The organism is Pseudomonas sp. QL9, assembly GCF_041409665.1.
GTDB lineage: Bacteria > Pseudomonadota > Gammaproteobacteria > Pseudomonadales > Pseudomonadaceae > Pseudomonas > Pseudomonas knackmussii.
This window is the reverse complement of record NZ_CP166971.1, coordinates 5,442,779-5,460,711: the sequence shown is the minus strand read 5'-3', so window position 1 is coordinate 5,460,711 and position 17,933 is coordinate 5,442,779. Positions and strand designations below refer to the sequence as shown.

Below are 17,933 nucleotides of genomic sequence, written 5' to 3'. Positions count from 1 at the left end.
ATCGGCGCATGACCGCCTAGCGGTCATGCGGCCTGCAATGCGCGTCGGATGGCAGCGCCGGGCGGCGGAGGCACCGCGGGACCGGCTTGCCCTGCACGGGATGCTGGCCCCGACCGCCCTGAGACTGATAAAACCGGCTAGGCCCCGCCGACCTGGCGGCAATCACTCTCCTCAAGGTAAGGACCGACATGCCGAACGAAACCTACATCCCTCCGCGCGTCTGGACCTGGGACAAGGAAAATGGCGGCGCCTTCGCCAGCATCAACCGTCCCGTCGCCGGCGCTACACACGAGCAGCCGCTGCCGCGCGGCAAGCATGCGCTGCAGCTGCATTCGCTGGCCACGCCCAACGGCGTCAAGGTGACCATCCTGCTCGAAGAGTTGCTGGAGCTGGGTGTGGTAGCGGCGGAATACGATGCATGGCCCATCAGCATCGGCCAGGGCGAGCAGTTCGGCAGCGGCTTCGTCGAGCTCAACCCGAACTCCAAGATCCCCGCCCTGCTGGACACCGGCGTCACGCCCGAGCTGCGCATCTTCGAGTCCGGCTCGATCCTGCTGTACCTCGCGGAGAAATTCGGCCACTTCATCCCCCGCGATATCGCCGGGCGCACACAGACCCTGAACTGGCTGTTCTGGCAGGTCGGCAGCGCGCCCTTCCTCGGCGGCGGCTTCGGCCACTTCTATGCCTATGCGCCGGAGAAATTCGAGTACCCCATCAATCGCTATGCCATGGAGGTCAAACGCCAGCTGGATGTGCTCGACCGGCAGTTGGCAAACAACCGCTTCATCGCCGGCAGCGAATACACAATCGCCGACATGGCCATCTGGCCCTGGTACGGCGCGCTGCTGAACAACCAGGTGTATGGCGCGGCGGAGTTCCTCGACGCCGAGAGCTACACCCACGTGCGCCGCTGGACCGATGAGATCGCGGCGCGTCCGTCGGTGCAGCGGGGCGTGAAGGTCAACCGGACCTGGGGCGAAGAGCCTATGCCTGAACGCCACGGCGCCGACGACTTCAAGCGCTGAGGTGCCGGCCTAGAGAGACGGAGCGATGTTCGCCAGAGCACGCTCCACGCAGGCCTCCTTTTTCCCCCGCCGGGGCGACGTGCTGAATGGCGGCCCGTACTTGTCGCGAACTGGCAAGTCCATGTCATCCAATGCCAATTCAGCCGCGCTCAAGCGGTCCATGCTGATCCCGACAACAAGAAACCAGCGCTTGGCCAGTGTGCCGAGCGAGGAGCGTCAGCATGCGTCACTACCTCATCACCCTGGGCATCCCCGCCCTGCTCTTCGCCCTGGCCCTGTACACCGAAACCACCAGCGAGCTGGCCGTCAGCAAGGCGCCGGTGGTCAACGTCGGCGAGATCTTCGGGCAACTCTGAACTGTTCCGCCGAACAGGGCTCAGCCCACCCGCACGATATCGACGGAAATTTCCACCGCCGCCACCGTGCCGCGGTTCTCCAGCCAGTGCGTGGTGTTGCGGTCCTCCGGCCAGCCCACGCCCGGCCCGTAGTCGGTGGCGACGCCGTTGCGGTGGTCGGTGATGGTGCCGCGCAGAATGTACACGGTGCCGGGGCGGTCGATGTGGTTGTGCACCGGCCCGAACACGCCGCCGGGCTCGATGGTCACCAAGCGCATGCGCAGCTGTCGCCCAGCCATGCCTTCGATCTCGGGGCCGAGATCGACCGTCGTCAGCAACTGCACCGTGACGCCTTGGGTTTCGGGTGCCACTTCGTCGTAGCTCATCGTGCTTGCCTCGCTGGGTGAGAATGCCCCCCTCTAAGCAGTAGAGACCCGATTCAGTTGGGCTGATAGCGAAGGAGCCGTACGGTCGAGCCCGTGCAGTCCTGCTGTGCGGCGGCTTTACTGGGCTCCCGCGTTCGCGGGAGAGACGGGTATGAGGTTCGTGCTCTCCGGCGTCGTCCCCGCGAACGCGGGGATCCAATAACAGCACTTGCGATTGACGCGGCGTGACGTCGAAGCTCTTTTCGTAGGAGCGAGCTTGCTCGCGAACAGCCTCACAGCGGGGCTTGGTTCGCGAGCAAGCTCGCTCCTACAAATGAACAACCCGGAACGGGTTATCCGCCATTTCCCCCTCACGGCAACACGAAACTCACTTCGATATTCCCGCGCGTGGCCTTGGAGTACGGGCACAGCTGGTGCGCCGCATCCACCAGGCGCTGTTTGTCCTCGGCGGGCAGCCCTGGCAGTTCCACCGTCAGCTGGGCCGCCAGGGCGAAGCCGCCGTCGGCGGTATGGCCGAGGGAAACTTCCGCCGCCACCGCCACGTCGGCCGGTACGCAGATATCCAGGGTCTGGCCGGCGCGGCGCATGGCACCGATGAAGCAGGCCGACCAGCCGATGGCGAACAGCTGCTCAGGGTTGGTGCCCGGACGGCCGGAACCGGGCGGGCTCAGCGGCAGGTCGAGGCTGCCGTCGGTGGACTGGCCGCGGCCGTCGCGGCCACCGGTGGTGCGGGTTTGAGCGGTGTAGAGGACTTTTTCCAGTTGCGCGGTCATGGCGATGGCTCCGTCAGTGGGTGGGGCGAATGGCCGGCGACAGCCGGCGCAGGTTGGCGCAGTTGGGGCGGGTGCCGAGCACCACACCCTGATCGCGCAGGGCTTGCAGTAGGGCCAGGCCCTGCCGGTGAACGATTTCAAGCTCGATGCCGCTGATCTCGGTCAGCGCCTGCAGGTGTTCGCGGCCGGTCAGCTGCCACTGCTGCAGGGAAAGCAGCAGAGCGTGGGCCAGCGGCGCAAGGCGCGAGAAATGCACCTGCTGATCGGCGCCACGGCGGGCGAGCAGCAAGGTCGGCGCCGTCGGCGCGGCGTCCGGCAGGTAGTCGGGGCCGATGTCCGCCACCGGCCAGGCGTAGGCCAGTGGCCAGGCCTGGGCCGACAACACGGGCACGCCGTCGAGCAGATCGCCCTCGGGGTCGTGGTCCGCTTCGCGGTCCTCTCCCAGCAGCAAGGCAGTCTCCACCCACTCGTAGTGGGCCAGTTCCGCCGCCCATTCCGGCAACTCGACGGAAGCCTGTTCGAGGTAGCCGACGAACTCGCCGGCGACTTCGGTGAACAGCGGCGTCTGGCAGCGGTGCTCGGCGTAGAAAGCCTCGACCAGGGCCTGCCAGCGCTGCGCCCCAAGGCTCGCGCTCAGCACCGGGAAGGCACCCTCCAGCAGTGAAGCGATGTTGCCGAGGAAAAGCTGGCGATACACGGCCAGCCGGCGCGCCTCGATGCCGGGCGGCGGTGCATGGCGCTGCGGATCGCGCACGTGGCTGGCCAGGGTTTGCAGTTGGTCATGAAGGGAATCAGGCACGACGCACCTCCGGCAGGGCGATGACGGCGCTCTGCCGTTCGCGGATCGCCTCGATCTCCACCAGCAGCTCGGCCAGCGGCGGGAAGTTGAAGTCGCGCTCCAGCAGCGTTGGCAGCGCGCCGAAGCGCTGGTAAGCCTGCTCCAGCAGTGCCCATACATCGCCCTTCACGGTGGCGCCGTGGGTGTCGATCTTCAGGTCCGGCGCTTCGTCGTAATGCCCGGCCACATGCATGCTTACCACACGCTCCGCCGGCAGCTCGGCGAGATAGGCATGGGCGTCGTAGCCGTGGTTGATCGCGTTGACGTATAGGTTGTTGACGTCCAGCAGCAGGTCGCAATCCGCTTCCTCCAGCACGGCACGCAGGAAGTCGATTTCGCTCAGCGCCTGGTAGGGCGCGGCGTAGTAGGAAATGTTCTCCACGGCGATGCGCCGGCCGAGCACGTCCTGCGCTTGGCGAATGCGCGCGGCGACGTGGTGCACCGCTTCGTCGGTGAACGGCAGCGGCAGCAGGTCGTAAAGCTGGCCGTCGTCGGAGCAGTAGCTCAGGTGTTCGCTGAACAGCGGCACGCGGTGCTGGTCGAGGAACTCGCGGGTGCGCCGCAGCAGCTCCAGGTCCAGCGGCGCCGGCCCGCCGAGCGAGAGAGACAGGCCGTGGCAGCTCAGCGGAAAGCGTTCGGCGAGGCTCGCCAGTTGCTTGCCGAAGGCGCCGCCGACGCCGATCCAGTTGTCCGGCGCGCATTCGAGGAAGTCCACCGCGCCAGCGTCGGCCGCCAGCAGCTCCGGGAGCAGTGCGCGGCGCAGGCCGAGGCCGGCGCCAAACAGGGATGCAGCAGTCATGGGGGTGATCTCCGGCTGGTGAATTGCCTCCCGGCGCCGGGCGCCGGGAGGATCGGCGGGGTCAGTTCTTGGCCTGGCTCAGCTTGCTGTACAGGTCGGCCGGGAACGGGTTGCCGTTGGAGTCGAACTGGTGCTTGCGGAACTGGTAGACCTCGCCTTCGGAGAGGTAGCCGTCGTGGTTGGCGTCGATGGCCTTGAACTCCTCGGCGCCGTTCGGCGCGACCTTCAGCAGCTCATTCAGCGAGACGCGGCCATCGTGGTCGGCATCGGTGTGGTTGAAGGAAGCATCGCCGCACTTGCCTTCACCGCACTTGCCCTCGGCCTTGGTGGCTTTGGCCTGGGCCTTGCTGGCGCCGCATTTGCCTTCGCCACATTTGCCTTCGCCAGCCTTCTCGGCAGCAGCCAGTTGGTAACCCTGCGGCAGTGCCTCGACAGCGAACGCGTTGGAAGCCAGGGCGCCGCCGGCCAGGGCGACAGCGAGCAGGCCGAGACGGGTTTTGCTCGAGAACGAGGTACGGGACATGGTGTTTCTCCAGATACGTGTGCGGCTTTACCGCGGGTCAGAAGGAATACCGTTGCGAGGGCGGCGGTTGGCGACTTTCGCCAGGGTTGGCCTGTCTCGTTCAGGTAGGGCTATTTGGCCCGTGCGATGTATCGCCGAGGTATCGCGGTAGCGCGCGTTTGTATGCCAGTGCGCGGAGGGAGAAGCGTGGATACAAAGCGATACATAGGCGTATGGCCTGCCGGCGGACGCAGCCATCTTTCATCCGCACGGGCGCGCAGGCTTCCTTAGCAACTTCTTGATATCGGCTCTTCGATTCTTTGCAGCATCTTGATACCGCCCCTCCTACGCTGGGGACTCCAGTGGAGGGCCGGTGATGGATGTCCCGTACATCATTCTCGCGTTCGTCTGCCTCGCCCTGATCTTCGGCCTGGCGTTTGGCTGCCAGGCACTGAGCCGGAGGCGGCCGTGACCCTGTTCTATGTCGTCGGTGGCATCGTCGCCGCGCTACTGCTCGTCTACCTGATCGCCGCGCTGCTGTTCCCGGAGGACTTCATATGAGCCTCCAGGCGTGGACGCTGCTTGGCGCCTTCCTGATCGCGCTGCTGGCGCTGTCGTGGCCGCTCGCCTGGTACCTCGATGCCGTGATGGCTGGGCGATTTCGCCTGCTGACGCGCATCGAGGCACCGCTCTACCATGTCGCCGGGACCCGCGCCGAAGACGAGATGGGCTGGCTGCCCTACTCCCTCTCGGTACTGCTCTTCAATGCGCTCGGCGTAGTGGTGGTTTATCTCCTGCAACGCCTGCAGGCCGTGCTGCCGCTCAACCCGCAGGACTTCGGCGCGGTCACCCCGGACTCGGCCTTCAACACCGCGATCAGCTTCGTCACCAACACCAACTGGCAGGGCTACAGCGGCGAAGCCAGCATGAGCTACCTGACCCAGATGCTTGCCCTGGCCGTGCAGAACTTCTTCTCCGCGGCCACCGGAATAGTGGTGGTGATCGCCCTGGTGCGCGGCTTCGCCCGGCACAGCGCGCAGAGCATCGGCAATGCCTGGGTCGACCTCACCCGCGTCACCCTCTGGTTGCTGCTGCCGGTGTCGTTTCTGCTGGCCCTGTTCCTGGTCAGCCAGGGTGCGATCCAGAACCTCGCTCCCTACCAGGACGTGACCACCCTGGAAGTCAGCCATTACCCGTTGCCCAAGCTCGACCCGACCGGCCAGCCGGTGCGAGACGCCCAGGGCAACGCGGTGATGGAGGACCACAGCAGCCCGACCCAGACCATCGCCATGGGGCCGGTGGCCTCCCAGGAGGCGATCAAGATGCTGGGCACCAACGGCGGTGGCTTTTTCAATGCGAACTCGGCGCACCCTTACGAAAACCCCACGCCGCTGAGCAACTTCGCGCAGATGCTGGCGATTTTCGCGATACCGGCTGCGCTGTGCTTCGTCTTTGGCCGCATGGTCGGCGACACGCGCCAGGGCTGGGCGGTGCTGATTGCGATGACGCTGATGTTCGTGGTCGGGGTGATCGCCGCGAACCACTACGAACTGCTGGGCAACCCGCAATTCCAGGCACTGGGCGTGGACCCGGCGGCGGGCAACATGGAAGGCAAGGAGACGCGCTTCGGCATCGCCGCTTCCAGCCTCTTCGCCACCGTGACCACGTCCGCTTCCTGTGGCGCGGTCATTGCCATGCACGACTCCTTCACGCCCCTGGGCGGCGCCGTTGCGCTGGTGATGATGCAGCTCGGCGAGGTGGTGTTCGGCGGCGTCGGCAGCGGTCTCTACGGGATGCTGGTGTTCGCCCTGCTGGCGGTGTTCATCGCCGGGCTGATGATCGGCCGTACCCCCGAGTACCTGGGCAAGAAGATCGAGGCCTTCGAGATGAAGATGGTGGCCATCGCCATCCTCGTCACGCCCCTCCTGGTGCTGTGCGGCACGGCGATCGCGGTCATGGCCGACGCCGGCCGCGTGGGGGTCGCCAACCCCGGCACCCACGGTTTCTCGGAAATCCTCTACGCCTTCACCTCGGCGGCCAACAACAACGGCAGCGCCTTCGCCGGCCTGTCGGCCAACACGCCCTTCTACAACAGCCTGCTCGGCATCGCCATGTGGTTCGGCCGCTTCGGCGTGCTGGTGCCGGTGCTGGCCATCGCCGGCAGCCTGGCGGCGAAGAAACGCCTGGCGGCCACCGCCGGGACCATGCCGACCCACGGCCCGCTGTTCGTGGTGCTGCTGATCGGCACCGTGCTGCTGGTCGGCCTGCTCAACTACGTGCCGGCGCTCGCGCTGGGGCCGGGCATCGAGCACCTGCTGCTGTTCAAGTGAGCCGCGACCATGAGCCGAAAGACCTTCACCCTGTTCGACCCCACCCTGGCCCGTCCGGCCCTGGTCGACGCCCTGCGCAAGCTCGACCCGCGCGTGCAGTGGCACAACCCGGTGATGTTCATGGTCTACATCGGCGCCCTCCTCACCACCGCGCTCTGGCTGCAGGCGTTGATCGGCCAGGGGGAAGCGAGCAGCGCTTTCATCCTGGCGATCACGCTGTGGCTGTGGTTCACCCTGTACTTCGCCAATTTCGCCGAAGCCCTGGCCGAGGGTCGCAGCAAGGCGCAGGCGGCCTCGCTGCGCGAGCTGAAGAAGGAGACCTGGGCGAAGAAACTGAACGAGCCGAATTACGGTGCCGAATGGCAACTGGTGCACGCCAGCGACCTGTGCAAGGGCGACGTGGTGCTGGTCGAGGTCGGCGACCAGGCACAGGCGCTGATCCCGGCCGACGGCGAAGTCATCGAAGGCGTCGCCTCGGTGGACGAATCGGCCATCACCGGCGAATCGGCTCCGGTCATCCGTGAAGCCGGCGGCGACTTCTCCGGCGTTACCGGCGGCACCCGCCTGCTCTCGGACTGGCTGGTGATCCGCATCACCACCAACCCGGGCGAGACCTTCGTCGACCGCATGATCGCCATGGTGGAGAACGCCAAGCGGCAGAAGACGCCCAATGAGATCGCCCTGTCGATCCTGCTGGTGGCGCTGAGCATCGTGTTCCTCGGCGTCACCGTGACCCTGCTGCCCTTCTCGCTCTATGGCGTGGCCGTCACCGGCTCCGGTTCGCCGGTGACCATCACCGTCCTGATCGCGCTGCTGGTCTGCCTGATCCCCACCACCATCGCCGGCCTGCTCTCGGCGGTGGGCGTGGCGGGCATGAGCCGGATGATGCAGGCCAATGTCATCGCCACCTCCGGCCGCGCCGTAGAGGCCGCCGGCGACGTCGACGTGCTGCTGCTGGACAAGACCGGCACCATCACCCTCGGCAATCGCCAGGCCTCGGCCTTCCTCGCCGCTCCCGGGGTCAGCGCGAAGGACCTGGCCGACGCCGCGCAACTGGCCTCGCTCGCCGACGAGACGCCGGAAGGCCGCAGCGTCGTCGTCCTGGCCAAGCAGCAGTACAACCTGCGCCAGCGCGACATCCAGACGCTCGGCGCACGCTTCGTGCATTTTTCCGCGCAGACCCGCATGAGTGGCGTCGACCTCGGCGAGCGCAGGGTGCGCAAGGGCGCGGCGGAAGCCATCCGCAGTTACGTCGAAGCCCAGGGCGGCAACTTCCCGCCCCAGGTGCTGAGCATGGTGGGTGACGTGTCTCGGCGCGGCAGCACGCCCCTGGTGGTCTGCGAGGGTGCCGAAGTGCTGGGCATCATCGAGCTGAAGGACATCATCAAGGGCGGCATCCGCGAGCGCTTCGCCGAGCTGCGCCGCATGGGCATCAAGACGGTGATGGTCACCGGCGACAACCGCCTGACCGCGGCGGCCATCGCCGCCGAAGCGGGGGTCGACGACTTCCTCGCCGAGGCCCGCCCCGAGGACAAGCTGGAACTGATCCGCCGCCACCAGCGCGAAGGCCGGCTGGTCGCCATGACCGGCGACGGCACCAACGATGCCCCGGCGCTGGCCCAGGCCGACGTGGCGGTGGCGATGAACTCGGGCACCCAGGCGGCCAAGGAGGCCGGCAACATGGTCGACCTGGACAGCAACCCGACCAAGCTCATCGAGGTGGTCGAGACCGGCAAGCAGATGCTGATGACCCGCGGCTCGCTGACCACCTTCTCGGTGGCCAACGACGTGGCGAAATACTTCGCCATCATTCCGGCGGCATTCGTCACCACCTACCCGCAACTGAATGCGATGAACGTCATGCACCTGAGCAGCCCGAACTCGGCGGTGCTTTCCGCGGTGATCTTCAACGCGCTGATCATCGTGTTCCTGATCCCCCTGGCGCTGAAGGGCGTGCGCTACCGCCCGGTGGGAGCCGCTTCGCTGCTGCGGCGCAACCTGCTGATCTACGGGCTGGGCGGGGTGATCGTGCCCTTCATCGGCATCAAGATCATCGACCTGGCCCTGACACTGGTCGGCCTGGCCTGAGGAGGTAGCCGCATGCTTGCCCTGCTGCGTCCCGCCCTGGTGCTGTTCTTCGTCCTCTCGCTGGTCACCGGGCTGGCCTACCCCCTGCTCACCACCGGCGTGGCGAAAGCGCTGTTTCCCTACCAGGCGACAGGCAGCCTGGTGTTCAAGGACGGCAAGGCGGTGGGCTCGGAACTGATCGGCCAATCCTTCAGCGATCCGCGCTACTTCTGGAGCCGCCCCTCGGCGACGGCGCTCACGCCCTACAACGCCAGCGCTTCCGGCGGCGCCAACCTGGGGCCGCTCAACCCCGCGCTGCTGGATGCAATCAAGACACGCATCGCCGCATTGCGCGCCGCCGACCCCGGCAATACCGCGCCGGTGCCGGCGGACCTGGTTACCCACTCGGCCAGCGGCCTCGACCCGCACATCAGCGTGGCCGCCGCGCAATACCAGGCGCCGCGCGTCGCGCGGCTGCGCAACCTGCCTCTGGAGCGCGTCCACGCGCTGATCGCAGAGCATACCGAGGGCTCGCCCCACGGCATCCTCGGCGACCAGCGGGTCAACGTCCTGCTGCTCAACCTGGCGCTGGACAGCGCGCACTGAGCTGTCGCCAGACCTGTCGACAGGGCACTGACTATCCTTGTCCTACCGTGACGGCTGCACTCGAGGCAGGACCGCGATGAGCGACACGCAACGCCCGGACCCTGACCAGTTGCTGGCACAGATACAGCAGGAGGAAGCCCAGCAACAGCGTGGCCGGCTGAAGATCTTCTTCGGCGCCAGCGCCGGCGTCGGCAAGACCTACGCCATGCTCTCGGCGGCGCGCGCAGCGCTGGCCCAGGGCACCCAGGTGCTGGTGGGCGTCGTGGAAACCCATGGCCGCGCCGAGACCGAGGCACTGCTGCAGGGGCTGGAGCGGCTGCCGCTGCGGCAGGTCGAATACAAGGGGCGGCGCCTCGGCGAGTTCGACCTGGATGGCGCCCTCGCCCGCCACCCGCCGCTGATCCTGATCGACGAACTGGCCCACTCCAACGTCGCCGGCTCCCGCCATCCCAAGCGCTGGCAGGACGTCGAGGAACTGCTCGCCGCCGGCATCCATGTGTGGTCGACGATGAACGTGCAGCACCTGGAGAGCCTCAACGACATCGTCGGCAGCATCACCGGCATCCGGGTCTGGGAAACGGTGCCCGACCGCATCTTCGACGGCGCCGACGAAGTGGTGATGGTCGACCTGCCGCCCGACGACCTGCTGCAGCGCCTGAAGGAAGGAAAGGTCTACCTGGCCCATCAGGCCGAACGCGCGGTGCGCAACTTCTTCCGCAAGGGCAACCTGATCGCCCTGCGAGAATTGGCCCTGCGCCGCACCGCCGACCGCGTCGACAGCGAGATGCTGGAGTACCGCGGGCGCATCCTGTCGCAGCCGGTCTGGGGCACGCGCGGCTCCCTGCTGGTGGGCGTGGGCATCAATGAACAGGATGAGAAGACCGTGCGTTCCAGTGCCCGCCTGGCGTCCCAGCTCGACGTGCCATGGCACGCCGTCTACGTCGAGACGCCCAGACTGCAGCGCCTGCCGGAGGCGCGCCGGCTGCGCATATTGCGAACGCTGAAGCTGGCCCAGGAACTGGGTGCCGAAATCGCCGTGCTGACTGGCCAGGACGAAGCGGAAGTCCTGGTCAAGTATGCCCGCCAGCACAACCTGTCGAAGGTGGTTCTCGGCCGTCGCGGTGGCTCGCGCAGCTGGCGCTGGAGCGCGGGCCTGGCAGACCGGATCGCCGCCCAGGGCGCCGACCTCGACCTGCTGCAGATCGCCTTGCCGGCCGCGCGCGGCGGCAAGACCGAGGTGGCTGCCAGGGGGCCTGGCTCCCCTCCGTACCTGCCCGTGTACCTCATGGCCGCCCTCGCGGTGGTCGCGGTCACCCTTGTCGCCACGCCGCTGCTCCGGGTGCTCGAGCTGACCAACATCGTCATGCTGTTCCTCCTGGCCGTGGTCGCCGTCGCGGTGCGCTACGGGCGCGGCCCGGCGGTACTGGCGGCGTTCCTGGCGGTGGCGTCCTTCGACTTCTTCTTCGTGCCGCCGCGCTTCACCCTGGCGATCAGCGACGTCCAGTATCTGGTTACCTTCGCCGTCATGCTGGTGGTCGCCCTGGTCATCGGACAGATGGCCGCCGGTCTGTCCTACCAGGCACGCGTCGCGCAACGCGGCGAGGACCGCATGCGCGGCCTCTACGAGATGTCCCGGCAGCTGTCCGCCGCACTAATGGTCGAACAGGTCGCCGACATTTCCAGCCAGTTCCTCGCCAGCGAGTTCAACGCCCGCTCGGCGCTCTTCGTCACTGACCTGCAGGACCGCCTGCGTCCGCCAGTGCCGACCGACGAACTGGCGGAAGTGGATGGGGCGGTCGCCCAGTGGTGCTTCGACAAGGAGGAGCCCGCCGGGCACGGCACCGATACCCTGCCGGCCGGGCCGACGCTCTACCTGCCGCTCACGGCCCCCATGCGTGTACGCGGCGTGCTCGCCGTACAGCCGCGCGACAACGCGCGACTGGCCATACCCGAACAGCGCCGGCTGCTCGACACCTGCGCCTCCCTGCTGGCGATTTCCCTGGAGCGCATCCACTACATCGAAGTGGCCCAGAGCAGCACATTGCAGATGGAATCGGAGCGCATGCGCAATTCCCTGATCGGCGCCATCTCGCATGACCTGCGCACGCCGCTGACATCGCTGGTGGGCCTGGCAGAATCCCTGGCGCAGACCGAACCGAGGCTGGACGGCACGCAGCTGGAGCTGGCCAACGGCATTCGCGAGCTCAGCCTGCGCATGAACAACCTGCTCAACAACCTGCTGGACATGGCCCGGCTGGAGTCCGGTGCGGTCGAGCTCAAGCGCGCCTGGCAACCGCTCGAGGAAACCATCGGCAGCGCCCTGGCGACTTGCCGGCTGGCACTGGGCGAACGCCAGGTCGAGGTCGCCCTGCCCGCCGACATGCCGCTGGTGCAGGTCGATGCCGTGCTGTTCGAACGGGTCCTGGTCAACCTGCTGGAGAATGCCGCCAAGTACACCCCGCCGGGCACCCCCATCCACATTGGCGCCGCCGCCCGCCGCAAGAGCTTCGAGCTATGGATCGACGACTGGGGCCCCGGCGTGCCGCCCGGGCGCGAAGCGACCATCTTCAACAAGTTCGAACGTGGCCGTAAGGAGAGCGCCATCCCCGGAATGGGCCTTGGCCTGGCGCTCTGCAGGACCATCATCGAAGCCCACGGCGGCAGCATCAGCGCCAGCAACCGCCCCGGCGGCGGCGCGCGTTTCCTCATCACCCTGCCCCGCGGCGAACCGCCCCAGGTGCCAGTGGAAGACGAACCCGACGATACGCAGAGGCTGCCATGAGCGAACTCCCCGCACGGATACTGGTGGTCGAGGACGACGCCACCATCCGCCGCGTCGTGCGCATGGCCCTGGAGTCCGAGGGTCTGGATGTATACGAGGCCGAGAGTCTGCAACGCGGCCTGCTCGAAGCCGGCTCCCGCGCGCCCGACCTGATCATCCTCGACCTGGGGCTGCCCGACGGCGACGGCATCGAACTGATCCGCGACCTGCGCAGCTGGTCGGAGGTGTCGATCATCGTGCTCTCCGCACGAGACAGCGAAGCCTCGAAGATCAGCGCGCTGGACAGCGGCGCCGACGACTACCTCGCCAAGCCCTTCGGTACCGGCGAGCTATTGGCACGGGTGCGCAGCCAACTGCGCCGCCGCCACCCGCACGACACCGAGGCCGGCGCGCAGGTCAGCTTCGGCGGGGTCCGCATCGACCTCAATCGGCGTAGCGTCGAACGCCATGGCGAACCGCTGCACCTCACCCGCCTGGAGTACCGCCTGCTGGTCCACCTGTGCACGCACCCCGACCGGGTCCTGACCCACCTGCACCTGCTGCGGGCGGTCTGGGGCCCCAGCCACACGGAAGACACCCACTATCTGCGGGTATTCATGGCCAACCTGCGCAAGAAGATCGAAGAGGACCCCGCCCGACCGCGCCACCTGCTGACGGAGGTCGGCGTCGGCTATCGTTTCGTGCCCTAGCCTCGGCCCCGATCAGCCGTGCCTGCGCTCCAGGTAGGCCACCACATTGGCCAGAGTCGCCAGCTCCGGGTAGTCCTGATGCGGAATCGTCACGCCGGTCAGGCGGTGCAGCTCCGCCACGAAGCGCGCGAAATCCGTCTCGTCGAATTCGAACTGCTCGTCGAAGCGGACCTCCGGGTCGAGGGACTCCTCCTCCAGGTCGGGCGCCACGTTGTAGAGAGCCTGGTACACCAGCCGTGCATGGGTTGCGTCGTTCATGAGCACTCCTTCAACCGCATGAGTTCATCGAATGGCTTCGTGAAGCAGCCACTAGCGCAGTATGGCGAGGCGCTGCCTGCACTTGTTGATGTCGATCAACTGCCTCCCGACGCCTTCATCCGCTCGCGGTCAGAGGCCCGGTCAATACAGCAGGAACCGCGCGCGGCGCGCCTGGAAGGCGTCCAGCTCGCCCTGCCAGTCGGCCGCTATCGCACGCGGGTCGGCGCCGGCCCGAATGGACGCGACAACGGTGGCCGATCCTATGCCGCCCAGGGTTTCGTCCAGGCGGAACCTGTCCGGATACAGGCGATGCAGCGCGGCGGCCAGTTCCACGCCCAGGGCCGGCGAATCCAGCGCGTTGCGATCGCTGACGCTGATGCGCACGCCCCGGCAGGCCTGGCCATGGTAGGGGCCGCTGTCGGGCGTGAAGGTCACGGCGGAGAAGCTCGCTCCGGCGATCGACCGCGTCGTCAGGTAGCGGGCCAGTTGGCGGCCGTCGATCCAGGGCGCGCCGACCTGCTCGAAGGGGCTGTCGGTGCCGCGGCCGACGCTGATGTTCGCCCCCTCGATCATGCCGACACCCGGATAGAGCGCCGTCTGGCCGAGGCTCCTGAGGTTCGGCGACGGGTTCACCCAGGCCAGCCCCGTGTCGTCGAACCAGTCGCGCCGCGAATAGCCGCGCATGGCGACTACGTGCAGGTCGGCATGGATCGCCGCCTCCTGGTTGTAGAAGCCGGCGAGCTCGCCGAGGGTCATGCCGGGGCGGACCGGGATCGGCCAGTAGCCGGTGAAGGAGGTGCGCCCGGCATCGAGCATCGGTCCCTGGACCTGCGCCCCACCGATCGGGTCGGGTCGGTCCAGTACCCAGATCGGGATGCCCTTGCGAGCCGCCGCCTCCATGGCATAGGCAAGCGTGGTGCCATAGGTGTAGAAGCGCGCGCCGGCATCCTGTATGTCGAACACCAGGGCATCGACGCCGGCGAGCATCGCCTCGCTCGGCCGGCGCGTCTCCCCGTACAGGCTGTACACCGGCAATCCAGTGGACGGCTCGGCGCCCGAGGCGACTTTCTCGTCGAGCTTGCCGTACAGGCCGTGCTCCGGGCTGAACAGCGCGACCAGCTTCACGCCCGGGGCCTCGCGCAGCAGGTCGATGTTGCGCCGGCCCTTGCGGTCGATCCCGGTCTGGTTGGTGATCAGCCCGACCCTGAGCCCGCGCAGCGGCGCGAAACCGCTTTCGGCGAGGACGTCCAGGCCGCTGCTGACCACTTGCCGGGCCGCCGCATAGCGGGCCAGCGCCGGCCTGGCAGTGGCTATGTCGGCATCGGTGAGCGGCCCCAGCGCGGCGCCGACCGCCTCGGCCACCCGCTCGCGCAGCGGCCCTGCGTCGCCGCCGTCGTCGGGGTGGACGCGATTGCTCAGCAGGATCACGTAGAGCCGGGCGACCGGGTCGATCCACAGCGAGGTCCCGGTGAAGCCCGTGTGGCCATAGGCGCCGACCGGCGCGAGGGTGTCGCGGTCGCTGGCGAAGGGCGCCGCGATGTCCCAGCCCAGGCCGCGCAGGCGCGCCTGGCCGGCCGGCGATTGCGGCAGGGTCATGGCTTCGACGCTTGCGCGGCTCAGCACGCGCACGCCGTCCAGCGAACCGCCGGCCAGCAGCATGCGGGCAAAACGCGCCAGGTCGTCGGCGCTCGAGAACACCCCGGCGTGGCCCGCCACGCCGCCCATGCGCCAGGCGGTCGGGTCATGCACCACGCCCTGCCGGCCGCGCACGGTCGGCGCGATGCGTGGCGACGGTGCCGGCAGGAAGCCGCTGTCGCGCATGCCCAGCGGCGCGAAGACATGGGCCTGGCAATAGCGCTCAAGGGGCTCGCCCGAGACCCGCTCGACCAGTTCGCCCAGGACCTCGAAATTGATGTCGCTGTAGAGGTATCGCTCGCCGGGAGGAGCGCTGGGGCGTACCGCGACGATCCGCTCGATCGCCGCCGAACGGCCCTTCCACGGGCGACTCAGGTCGAGGTCGGCGGGCAGGCCGGAATAATGGGTGAGCAGGTCGCGCACCCTGATCGGCGCCTTGCCGTTCGCGGCGAAGGCCGGCCAGTAGCGGGCGACGGGCGCGTCGAGGTCGAGCCGACCCCGTTCCGACAACTGCATGATCGCGGTGGTGGTGGCCACCACCTTGGTGAGCGAGGCCAGGTCGAAGATCGTGTCCGGGGTCATCGGCAGGTGCTCGGGGCGTACCTCCCGTTCGCCATAGGCGGCGCGGTAGTAGACGCCGTTTTCGCCACCGATCTGCACCACCGCGCCGGGCAGGTGCCCAGCAGCGATCTCGTCTTGCACGATGCCGGCGATGCGCTGCAGCGCGGCCGGGTCCGGCACCCGGGCAACGGCGGGCGCGGCGCAGACCAGCGCGACCAGCAGCAGCCAGCGCTTCATGGCTGCGCCTCCCCCTTCAGGCCGTCTGGGCCATAGGCGTTACGCGGGTTCCAGAGCATCCATCCGGCGCTGCCGAAGGCTTCGGCGCCTTCGATCTGCGCGCGAATCTGTTCGGCGCCGAAGGTACGGTGATCGAAGGCGTAATCGCGAAAGGCCTGGAGCCAGGGTCTGAAGCGCAGGCTCGACACACCGGTGCGGCGGCGGGCGTTCTTCAGCGAGAGCTCGACGATCTCGCGCGGAACGGCCACCGGGTTCTTGTAGCCGGGAATGCCGAACTTGAAGCCGGAGGGGTAAAGCATGGGTGACAGGTAGTCCAGGTATTGCACCATATCCTCCAGGCGCTGGCCGATGCCGGTGTCGTCCAGGTTCCAGAGCACGTAGCCGAAGATGTCCGCGGAAAGGAACACATTATACGGAGCCAGGCGGCCACGGGCCTCGGCGAGGAAACCGTTGATCGCCTCGACCCGGTTGGCCAGCGTGGTGCGCTTGGCGAAGACCAGGCCAGGGTGGTCCGGCAGGCGCAGGTAGTCGAACTGGATCTCGTCGAACCCCAGACGCGCGGCCTCCTCGGCCACGTCGAGCACGTAGTCGCGCACCTCGGGACGGAAGGGGTCGGTCCAGGCCAGGCCCTCGCGGTCGACATAGAGCCCGCCGTCCGGGACATGCACCCCCCACTCCGGGTGCAAGCGGGCCAGCGGGTCGTCCTTGAACGCGACTATTCGCGCTATCAGGTAGATTCCGCGGGCATGCAATTGGCCAATCAGCGCGGGCATGTCGCGCACCGTGATCGACTTCTGCGCACCGCTCTCTACCGCCAGTGGCACCGTGCTGCGGTAGGGAATGCGGCCGCGGTCGCCCTTGACGTCGATCACCAGGGCATTGAGCTCGGTGCTGCCAATGAGCCGCAGGGCAGCGTCGCGCAGCGCCTGGCTGCCGATGCCGTAGTACGACAGGTAGAGCGCCTTGGGATGGAACGGCGTGAGCCGGATGGTTTGCTGGCGCGGCGTCGGAGAGTCGTCCTGCAGTTGTTGCCGCTGGTAGCCCGGCGCCCGTATGCCCAGCGCCTGCGCCGGCGCGGCCAGGGACAATCGGCCGTCGGCGGCGGTTTTCGCCTCACGGTCCCCCACCGTGACACTGGCCCCGGCAATCGGGCGCCCTGTGGCGTCGTCCAGCACTTCGACGGCGGCGATACCGGCGTACGCCGACGCGGCCAGGACCAGCAGCGATGCCAGGCATATCCCGCGGCAGGCGGTCCTCATCGTCTCCCCTCCTCCGTGTCGTCGTCCGCAAGGCGCAGGATCGCGGCGAACGCCTTGGCATTCACCGCGTCGGTTATCAGGTAGCGCGGCAAGGCCATGAGGTCGTCCCCCTGGCGCACCGGCCGATGATCCAGGGTGAAGGCGGCTACGTAGCCGGCCGCCGCGGCGTGCTGCTCCAGCTCGGCATCCCACAGACCGAACGGCCAGGCCAGCAGGTCGACCGGGCGGCCCAGGCGCTTTTCGAGCACGGCCCGCGAGCGCGTCAGTTGGTCATCGACCAGGTGTGCATAGGCCACCGGGTCCAGGCGCCGGCGCTCGCGCATGAAGTTGGGGTGCCAGTAGGTGTGCGACTGGATGTCGAACAGCTGGCTGTCGCGCAGCTCGGCCAACTGCGCCCAGGTCATGGCATAGCTGGCGTTGCTGATCGCCGAGGGATAGATGAACAGGGTCACCGGAATCCGGCGGCGCTGGATGATCGGATACATCACCCGGAACACCGATTCGTGGCCGTCGTCGACGGTGATCACCAGCGACCGCGGGGGCGGCGCGGGGGACCGGCCGGCCAGATAGTCCACCACCTGGCGTAGCGGGATGACCCGGTAGCCGCCGACCTCGATCAGCCCGAGCTGCGCCTCGAAGGCTTCGGTGCGCACGGTCATGCTGTCCACGGCCTGGGGCGCGAAACGGTGGTACACGAGGATGGGCAACTGGCGTGCTTGAGCTACGAGCGGCAACAGCAAGGCCAGCGAGCACATCAGCCGGGTGAAACGTCGCTGGAGTTTCATGCGCTGCACTGACCGGAAGGAAAGGCGGATACCTTGAGCATAGTCCGCGGCCAGGGGGTGAAAACG

At 67.7% G+C, this 17,933-nt stretch carries 17 protein-coding genes; 8 read left to right on the top strand and 9 right to left on the bottom strand.

Features of this window, described 5'->3' with window-relative positions:
- The first annotated feature begins 188 nt into the window (after nucleotides 1-188).
- Together yghU and ACA097_RS25455 are read left to right on the top strand one after the other, a co-directional pair.
- The gene (yghU, locus tag ACA097_RS25460) at nucleotides 189-1,025 is read left to right on the top strand and encodes a glutathione-dependent disulfide-bond oxidoreductase (protein WP_371366820.1); all 837 of its coding nucleotides are present in this window, start codon (nucleotides 189-191) and stop codon (nucleotides 1,023-1,025) included.
- Between the two features lie 221 nt (nucleotides 1,026-1,246).
- Nucleotides 1,247-1,381, top strand: coding sequence for a hypothetical protein (locus tag ACA097_RS25455; protein WP_371366818.1), 135 nt, complete (start codon nucleotides 1,247-1,249; stop codon nucleotides 1,379-1,381).
- A gap of 20 nt (nucleotides 1,382-1,401) precedes the next feature.
- Here the strand turns inward: ACA097_RS25455 and ACA097_RS25450 are convergent, their stop codons facing one another.
- From ACA097_RS25450 to ACA097_RS25430, 5 genes are all read right to left on the bottom strand, one after another.
- Entirely contained in the window at nucleotides 1,402-1,746 is a 345-nt protein-coding gene (locus ACA097_RS25450) for a cupin domain-containing protein (RefSeq protein WP_371366816.1), read from the bottom strand.
- 350 nt (nucleotides 1,747-2,096) lie between these two features.
- Nucleotides 2,097-2,519 (bottom strand): organic hydroperoxide resistance protein, encoded by a 423-nt coding sequence (locus tag ACA097_RS25445; RefSeq protein WP_371366814.1) that lies wholly within the window; start codon nucleotides 2,517-2,519, stop codon nucleotides 2,097-2,099.
- A 13-nt stretch (nucleotides 2,520-2,532) separates the two neighbouring features.
- Nucleotides 2,533-3,318 carry a DUF2063 domain-containing protein gene (locus tag ACA097_RS25440; protein ID WP_371366812.1) on the bottom strand — a complete coding sequence of 262 codons (786 nt, stop codon included), beginning with the start codon at nucleotides 3,316-3,318 and terminating at the stop codon, nucleotides 2,533-2,535.
- Complete coding sequence (locus tag ACA097_RS25435; protein WP_371366810.1) at nucleotides 3,311-4,156, bottom strand: DUF692 domain-containing protein; 846 nt, start codon at nucleotides 4,154-4,156, stop codon at nucleotides 3,311-3,313. Before ACA097_RS25435 ends, ACA097_RS25440 begins: the two co-directional genes overlap by 8 nt.
- A 61-nt stretch (nucleotides 4,157-4,217) precedes the next feature.
- Nucleotides 4,218-4,679: a hypothetical protein gene (locus ACA097_RS25430; protein WP_371366808.1), complete on the bottom strand. Its 462-nt coding sequence runs from the start codon at nucleotides 4,677-4,679 to the stop codon at nucleotides 4,218-4,220.
- A gap of 447 nt (nucleotides 4,680-5,126) precedes the next feature.
- Between ACA097_RS25430 and kdpF the strand changes: the two genes are divergently transcribed.
- From kdpF to ACA097_RS25400, 6 genes are all read left to right on the top strand, one after another.
- Nucleotides 5,127-5,219: a K(+)-transporting ATPase subunit F gene (kdpF, locus tag ACA097_RS25425; protein WP_371366806.1), complete on the top strand. Its 93-nt coding sequence runs from the start codon at nucleotides 5,127-5,129 to the stop codon at nucleotides 5,217-5,219.
- A complete protein-coding gene (kdpA, locus tag ACA097_RS25420) occupies nucleotides 5,216-6,988 on the top strand; it encodes a potassium-transporting ATPase subunit KdpA (protein WP_371366804.1) in 1,773 nt (590 codons plus the stop codon). The genes kdpF and kdpA overlap by 4 nt, the downstream gene beginning before the upstream one ends.
- Nucleotides 6,989-6,997: 9 nt before the next feature.
- The gene (gene kdpB, locus ACA097_RS25415) at nucleotides 6,998-9,076 is read left to right on the top strand and encodes a potassium-transporting ATPase subunit KdpB (protein ID WP_371366801.1); all 2,079 of its coding nucleotides are present in this window, start codon (nucleotides 6,998-7,000) and stop codon (nucleotides 9,074-9,076) included.
- Between the two features lie 12 nt (nucleotides 9,077-9,088).
- Nucleotides 9,089-9,661, top strand: coding sequence for a potassium-transporting ATPase subunit KdpC (gene kdpC / locus ACA097_RS25410; RefSeq protein ID WP_371366798.1), 573 nt, complete (start codon nucleotides 9,089-9,091; stop codon nucleotides 9,659-9,661).
- Nucleotides 9,662-9,737: 76 nt separating this feature from the next.
- Entirely contained in the window at nucleotides 9,738-12,443 is a 2,706-nt protein-coding gene (kdpD, locus tag ACA097_RS25405) for a two-component system sensor histidine kinase KdpD (RefSeq protein ID WP_371366796.1), read from the top strand.
- Complete coding sequence (locus ACA097_RS25400; RefSeq protein WP_371366794.1) at nucleotides 12,440-13,132, top strand: response regulator; 693 nt, start codon at nucleotides 12,440-12,442, stop codon at nucleotides 13,130-13,132. The genes kdpD and ACA097_RS25400 overlap by 4 nt, the downstream gene beginning before the upstream one ends.
- A gap of 12 nt (nucleotides 13,133-13,144) precedes the next feature.
- Here ACA097_RS25400 and ACA097_RS25395 read toward each other — a convergent pair whose 3' ends face one another.
- The 4 genes from ACA097_RS25395 to ACA097_RS25380 all read right to left on the bottom strand — a co-directional run bounded on the left by ACA097_RS25395 (nucleotide 13,145) and on the right by ACA097_RS25380 (nucleotide 17,867).
- Nucleotides 13,145-13,390 (bottom strand): acyl carrier protein, encoded by a 246-nt coding sequence (locus ACA097_RS25395; protein WP_371366792.1) that lies wholly within the window; start codon nucleotides 13,388-13,390, stop codon nucleotides 13,145-13,147.
- A gap of 141 nt (nucleotides 13,391-13,531) precedes the next feature.
- A complete protein-coding gene (locus ACA097_RS25390; RefSeq protein ID WP_371366790.1) occupies nucleotides 13,532-15,823 on the bottom strand; it encodes an exo-beta-N-acetylmuramidase NamZ domain-containing protein in 2,292 nt (763 codons plus the stop codon).
- Nucleotides 15,820-17,082, bottom strand: a complete 1,263-nt coding sequence (locus ACA097_RS25385; protein ID WP_371366788.1) for a putative glycoside hydrolase — start codon at nucleotides 17,080-17,082, stop codon at nucleotides 15,820-15,822. Before ACA097_RS25385 ends, ACA097_RS25390 begins: the two co-directional genes overlap by 4 nt.
- Entirely contained in the window at nucleotides 17,079-17,867 is a 789-nt protein-coding gene (locus ACA097_RS25380) for a polysaccharide deacetylase family protein (RefSeq protein ID WP_371366786.1), read from the bottom strand. The genes ACA097_RS25385 and ACA097_RS25380 overlap by 4 nt, the downstream gene beginning before the upstream one ends.
- Nucleotides 17,868-17,933 lie beyond the last annotated feature (66 nt).